Origin of the sequence: Nitrosomonas oligotropha, assembly GCF_009833085.1 — a bacterium.
Taxonomy (GTDB): Bacteria; Pseudomonadota; Gammaproteobacteria; order Burkholderiales; family Nitrosomonadaceae; genus Nitrosomonas; species Nitrosomonas oligotropha.
On the sequence record NZ_QRBZ01000054.1, the window covers coordinates 1 to 2,964 of the forward strand.

The window sequence follows — 2,964 nt, forward strand, 5'->3', positions numbered from 1 at the left end:
CACATTAACGGGATTGAGAATTTTTGGAATCAGGCCAAACGTGTTTTAAGAAAATATAATGGAATTCCCAAAGAATCATTTCCATTATTTCTTAAAGAGTGTGAATTCAGGTTTAATTATGGAACACCTAAGCATCAACTAAAAATACTGAAAAATTGGACTCAAATTTAATCTGATCTACTACAGCCCCTAAACCAATATCCCATGATTTAATTATCTCCTGAAAAATCTGGCTGAAAGCTTCTTCGGCAATCTTAAATAAGAACCAATCCACTGGAGGCACTACCAAATCCGTCATGCAGCATAGTAAGCGATGCTGCAATATAATTTCATGTTTTATAACAGCCATCGACTGAATTCATACTTGGGATACAAAATCCCGAATCAATATAAAGTAAGAACAGAAAAATCGCTTAACTAGCGCGCTCGGTTTTTGTTAACCACTTCAAATATCTCAATAATTCGGGTAATTATCCTTTCCATTTCCAATTAAGGATTTCTGGCATGTCCTCGCCGTAATGATTAATATATTGTTTGTGTTCGATCGATTTATCCCGGATCGCTTGTTTGACATAAGCGGCACGTTGGTCGAGTTGCGGTACACGGTCAATGACTTCGGCAATGAGGTAAAAACGATACCGATAGTTCATCACTACCATATCAAACGGCGTCGAAGTCGTACCTTCTTACTTGTAGCCCCGCACATGCAGGATATCGTGATTAGTGCGGTGATAGATGAGCCGGTGAAATAGCCACGGATAACCGTGATAGGCGAAAATGATAGGTTTATCTTTTGTGAACAAGCCATCAAAATCTTTATCGCTCAAACCATGCTGTACATATCAGATGCATCGCTCTCTGGGCAAATATCTCGTGACTATACCCTATCTAGAAATACTCAAACTCTGAAACCAGATTTAACCTAATCTACTACAGGCCCATTTTCTATTTCGAGCTAGTAGTGCTGGCGCAGCCAGCCCTAGCGCAAAAGCTCCATAAACAAACAGCAAAGAACGTTTTGAAAGACGATTTTCAAACCCGGGTGTCAAACGTTTCGGAATAAGATGAAAATCAACTGTATAAGCAGCAACTGCAGTTACTACAGCAGGTGCAAGCACAGCACAAGTGATTTCGGGTGGCCGTAGGCGTCGTCGAAGTCCTTCATATCCAATAGCCCAAAAGATAGATGCCGCGTGGTGGATAGTGTAACCCACAAAAGTATAGCGAAAACTTAGTCTATTCACATATGGGGCATGCCTACCCCATATCCACTGACTTGGACCATTAAGTGGCGCTGCGAATCTATTCAACTCGCTCTTACCAAGTAGCGATAGGGAAATGGCTGAAGCAATACTCGCCACGCTTCCTGAAATCAGTATGATGCGAAGTGTATTATGCCATTTAGTTATACTCATAATTTCGTTGACTATACTATATTATTGTTCATTATGAAATATTGCTTATAAAATCTAAGTTATTGATGCATTTTATAAATACAAAATAGACTTGTTAAAATATCCAAAATATTAATTGTCGGGGCCAGCGGCTTTATCGGGAGCCATTTGGCGACTGCATTAAATAGACCTGGTCATGAGAGGGTATGCGCAATAGATTTCGCTGGCATATAAATTATGGATGCTGAACACACATTAGCAAGAAGCTACTGAGATGAAAGTTTATAAAAAGCAATTAATTCTAGGAACTTATTAAATTGCTAATCATTGAACTAGTAATTATCAAAAATCTGACAGTAAATAATTTAAAGATGCTTCGGGTAAATTAACATTTTCAAGGATTTGCATGATCCAAGAAAAGCATATTTAGTTTCACTCGATTTTACTTTAAACCTAATATTCTTAATTTTCAATATTTTACTGCATACATCAATGAAACTAACATTTTATAATGCATGGCCTATATTTAAAGAAGTGATTTCTGAATTCATCGAAGTCAATGTACTTAAAATGAGCGCCTCTCTTGCATTTTATACCTTGTTTGCTCTAGCACCTATGTTCATTATTATTATAACAATCGTTCAATTTTTCTTTGGCGCAGAAGCTATTGAAGGAGAACTCTATCCTCAACTGGCAGAATTGATAGGTTCACAAGCAGCAACCCAAGTAGAACAAATGATTAAAAATGCTGCAATCTCCGAAAGAAGCACACTATCAACCACTAGTAGTATCGTTATGCTTATGTTTTTAGCTACTGGAGTATTTGTTGAAATCCAGGAATCGATCAATTATATCTGGCGATTAAAAGCAAAACCTAAAACAGGTTTTATAAAACTCATAGTTAACCGTTTTCTGAGCTTTTCGTTGGTTATTTCACTAGGATTTATTCTATTAGTATCTCTGGCATTAAACGCCGCATTGGAAGTTTTAATGGAAAGCCTGCAAAAAATGTTTCCGATTATTACTGTCTATCTCACTTATTCTCTGAATCTCATTCTGACTTTTATTGTCATTACTTTTATATTTTCTTGCATATTTAAGATCTTACCCGATGCAAAAATTAGATGGAGAAATGTCATTGTTGGCGCTATAACCACTACTTTCCTTTTTATGATAGGAAAATCTGCTATTACACTTTACTTATCAAATAGTGATATAAATTCAACTTACGGAGCAGCTGGTTCCATCGTGATTATTATGCTCTGGGTTTATTATTCAGCAATTATTTTATATTTTAGCGCCATACTTACAAGAGTTTATGCTCAAATTTCGGGCTATGAAATATATCCGAGCGATTATGCAGTTTTTATAAAAGAAGTTGAAGTTGAAAATAAAGAATCTCTACAAGGCCAATCCGATACCAAGAAGATAAACGCAGAAATCCAGAAAGAAGCCGTTCAAAGCGAAAAGAAGGATAAGGTGTAAGAAATCTCAGGGTTGTTTACAGAGAGGTTGATAGAAATAAGCGTTGAGTATTTCATAAGGAGTGGCATTACTCAAACTCTTATGT

The 2,964-nt window shown here is 36.5% G+C and carries 2 protein-coding genes and 3 pseudogenes; 4 read left to right on the forward strand and 1 reads right to left on the reverse strand.

The window, feature by feature from the left end; genetic code table 11:
• Window positions 1-171, forward strand: a pseudogene (locus ABD07_RS14020) (IS1595 family transposase); the annotation flags it as partial.
• Between the two features lie 58 nt (window positions 172-229).
• Window positions 230-421: pseudogene (locus tag ABD07_RS15105) on the forward strand (IS3 family transposase); the annotation flags it as partial.
• Between the two features lie 49 nt (window positions 422-470).
• Here the strand turns inward: ABD07_RS15105 and ABD07_RS14025 are convergent.
• Window positions 471-833, reverse strand: a pseudogene (locus ABD07_RS14025) (phosphoketolase family protein); the annotation flags it as partial.
• Between the two features lie 696 nt (window positions 834-1,529).
• Between ABD07_RS14025 and ABD07_RS15110 the strand changes: the two are divergent.
• Both ABD07_RS15110 and ABD07_RS14035 read left to right on the forward strand, forming a co-directional pair.
• Window positions 1,530-1,628, forward strand: coding sequence for an NAD-dependent epimerase/dehydratase family protein (locus ABD07_RS15110; protein ID WP_338040596.1), 99 nt, complete (start codon window positions 1,530-1,532; stop codon window positions 1,626-1,628).
• Between the two features lie 258 nt (window positions 1,629-1,886).
• Complete coding sequence (locus ABD07_RS14035; RefSeq protein ID WP_160818806.1) at window positions 1,887-2,879, forward strand: YihY/virulence factor BrkB family protein; 993 nt, start codon at window positions 1,887-1,889, stop codon at window positions 2,877-2,879.
• Window positions 2,880-2,964 lie beyond the last annotated feature (85 nt).